The organism is Streptomyces sp. ActVer, assembly GCF_027270795.1.
GTDB lineage: Bacteria > Actinomycetota > Actinomycetes > Streptomycetales > Streptomycetaceae > Streptomyces > Streptomyces umbrinus_A.
In genome coordinates, this window is the sequence record NZ_JAPWHT010001027.1 from 1 (window position 1) to 560 (window position 560).

Annotated in this window: 1 protein-coding gene; it reads right to left on the bottom strand. The window is 77.9% G+C overall.

Annotated features, from left to right (window positions below; all coding sequences use genetic code 11):
* On the bottom strand, positions 1–560 hold a 560-nt coding region (locus tag O3Q52_RS53950; RefSeq protein ID WP_332113043.1), incomplete at both ends, for an SIS domain-containing protein.

The following is a 560-nucleotide window of genomic DNA, read 5'->3' on the forward strand; positions in this document are numbered from 1 at the left end:
GCAGCACGCTGTGCGCGTCGAGTGCCTCGGGCAGCTCGGCGGCGAGCGCTGGGCGGCCCGCCAGCTCGGCCAGCGCGCCGACGAAACGGCGGCCGGCCGGGCCCGCGGACGTGCCCTCGGTCCAGATCACCGGGAGCGCCTCGGCCAGTTCGGCCGCGAGGGTCTTGGCGGGGTTGCTGTACGTCGCGATGGCCGGGCCGCAGCGCTCCGCGATCTGGTCGAGCCGGTCGGCGACCTTCTGCAGGGCCTCGGGCGGAGCGGTGACCAGACCGGTGCGGTCCAGGAGCGCGAGCAGCGGCGTGAGCAGCGCCCACAGCACTCCGGGGGCGGACGCGGCGGAGGGCGCCCCCGGCTCGTACGGGGCTGTCGCCATCTGTACGAAGAGGCCGTGGGCGCCGTCCACCGCCTCGGTCAGCGGGGAGCGGGCCGGGGCCACGGCGGCGACCGTGCAGCCGCGGCGGTAGGCCTGCTCGACCAGGAGCGAGAGGCCGGGCTCGCTGCCGTCCGGGGTGGCGACCAGGAGCAGGTCGACGGGGCCCCCCCAGCCGGGCAGCTCCCGC